The 2296-nt window shown below is 37.2% G+C and carries 3 protein-coding genes; all 3 read right to left on the reverse strand.

What is annotated here, in order from left to right; genetic code table 11:
• Positions 1-585 precede the first annotated feature (585 nt).
• Genes remB through ACI4WO_RS05040 form a run of 3 tightly spaced genes read right to left on the reverse strand, consistent with a single transcriptional unit; the run spans position 586 to position 2199 of the window.
• A complete protein-coding gene (gene remB / locus ACI4WO_RS05030; protein ID WP_439806469.1) occupies positions 586-843 on the reverse strand; it encodes an extracellular matrix regulator RemB in 258 nt (85 codons plus the stop codon).
• 11 nt (positions 844-854) lie between these two features.
• A complete protein-coding gene (gene recF, locus ACI4WO_RS05035) occupies positions 855-1976 on the reverse strand; it encodes a DNA replication/repair protein RecF (RefSeq protein WP_439806470.1) in 1122 nt (373 codons plus the stop codon).
• A gap of 4 nt (positions 1977-1980) precedes the next feature.
• Complete coding sequence (locus ACI4WO_RS05040) at positions 1981-2199, reverse strand: RNA-binding S4 domain-containing protein (RefSeq protein ID WP_439806471.1); 219 nt, start codon at positions 2197-2199, stop codon at positions 1981-1983.
• Positions 2200-2296: the final 97 nt, after the last annotated feature.

The raw sequence follows: 2296 nt of genomic DNA on the forward strand, positions 1-2296 counted from the left end.
AACACACTTCTTTCTTTGTTCACACAAAGAAAAGAAGCAAAGAAATGTAATGACATAAACTTCCTTTTGAACTGGAACGCTTAGAAAGCGTCCTACAACTGTGTTGAGAAAAATCTTTACTTGCGAAGCCCTAATATTATCGCTCATCTTGATGGGAGCTTTCTTAAAGTAAATGTTTCCATTCAAATGAATTGTCGAGCCTTATTTACAAAAACTCATAAAAGTAAGCCACGTCTGAAACTTATTGCCTTTTATGAGGAGACCAATTAGTTCAGCTGCAAGTTCACGGATAAAGTTTTTTCTTTGTTTTACTTTCTTTTCACATGAAAAGAAAGTAAATTAAGCATTTCTTTGTTACTTTCTTGTTGCTACAAGAAAGTAAATAACAAAAAACTTTCCTTACGCTTTCATAAAGCGTATATCCGCAAGAAATGAACATAGTCTTTGTTACTTTCCTGATGCTTCAAGAAAGTAAATAACAAAAAACTTTCCTTACGCTTTCATAAAGCGTATATCCGCATGGCAATAAAGGAACAATAAAAAATTCTTTTAAACTTTCTTTTCAGGAAATTTTCCCACTCTTTTTCAAAAAGTAAGCTTCCCTGCCCTTTTTCTGAGAGTAGCTACCGAAATCTGTGAAATATATACCTTTTCCTGCCCGTTTTCCATACAGATAACAAAGCTTTTAGGCATTTCATATGACACATTTACCACTTTTCCCTCTTTGGTTGCCCTTTCAAGAAGATGCCCGGTATTTTTACCGGTAGTAGTATTTTCAATATCAAATATCCCCACAATATTTTTCTTTTTTACAATAAAATCATTTCCCAGATGAATATACATAAATCTCCCTTTCAGTACTGAGTGACTTCCCCTTTTTCAACCCTGAAAACCGCCCCCTGAGACAGTCCCTTAACCGCATTTTCATTGCATGCAGTAATAAATACCTGCATATTTTTTACAATATCGAAAACCAGTGCCTGACGGCTTTCATCAAGCTCGCCCATAACATCGTCAAGAAGAATAACCGGAGTTTCGTCATTATTTTTACTGTAAATTTCTGCCTGTCCCAGTTTCATAACTAGTGCGGCAGTTTTTTTCTGTCCCTGAGAGCCGAACTCCCTGATATTAAGTCCGTTTATTTTTACTATAAGGTCATCTCTGTGCGCACCCCACAAGGTATATCCCAGTCTTATATCATCCTCAACAGAATCTGAAAGCTTCATATAATACTTGGCAACAGCGTCATTTCCTTCATTTTCTTCTGGTGGATTCCCTCCGAAAATATTGGAATTATATGATACTGTAAGTTCTTCCCTGCCGCCGGTTATACGGCTGTAAAGCTCAGAGCATGCTTTATTTAACTTTTTTATATATTCATGCCGCTTTCCTGATACAAAAGTACCTATCGCTGCAAGTTGCTGATCCCATACATAAACCGAATCCCTTGAAGCTTTTCCGGCGGCAATTGATTTTAAAAGCACATTACGGTGATTAAGCAGCAGATCGTATCGTCTTACAGAATCCAGACATCTGCCGTTTAGCTGACAGCAGCAAAGATCTACAAAACTGCGGCGTTTTTCAGGTCCGCCCTTGATAAGCTCAGTATCATCAGGAGTAAAAACAACTGCCTTGAAACTGTCAAAAAGTCCGTTTGTACCTTTTATCGGAACTCCGTTTAATTTTATTTTTTTGTCCTTTATATTTTCACGGCTCATGGCATATTCGATTTTCTGAGTACGCCTTCCGTCATAGAATGACATACCAAGTTCCATAATATTTTTGTCAAGACATATATAATCCCTGTCCTTAGAACCACGGAAGCTTCTGCATCCGGTCATAAGCCAGATTGCCTCAAGAAGGTTCGTTTTACCCTGAGCATTCATTCCAGTTATGAGATTATACTCCGGATGAGGAGTTATCATAACGTTTTTTAAATTCTTATAGCCGTCTGCCTTTACTGCTGTAACATACATGTTTTTAAACTACTCTCACCGTAAAATTTTCAACGGTTACTTCATCTCCCTTTCGGATCTTTTTCCCTCTCATGGTACATACTTCACCGTTTACCATTACAGAGCCATGCTGTATAAGCTCCTTTGCAAACCCTCCAGTATCGGTCAGTCCGGCAAACTTCAGAAGGGAATCAAGCTTTATATATTCCGTTGTGATTTTCGTTTCTATAATTTCCCTGTCCATACTATGAACCCTTTCTCCTACTTTTTTGAAAAAAAGTAGGCAAAAAACTTTTATACGTATTTTACTTTACTGATTTATTTTACATAAGGCTCGACCT

The organism is Porcipelethomonas sp. (genome assembly GCF_051893655.1).
Lineage (GTDB): Bacteria > Bacillota > Clostridia > Oscillospirales > Ruminococcaceae > Porcipelethomonas.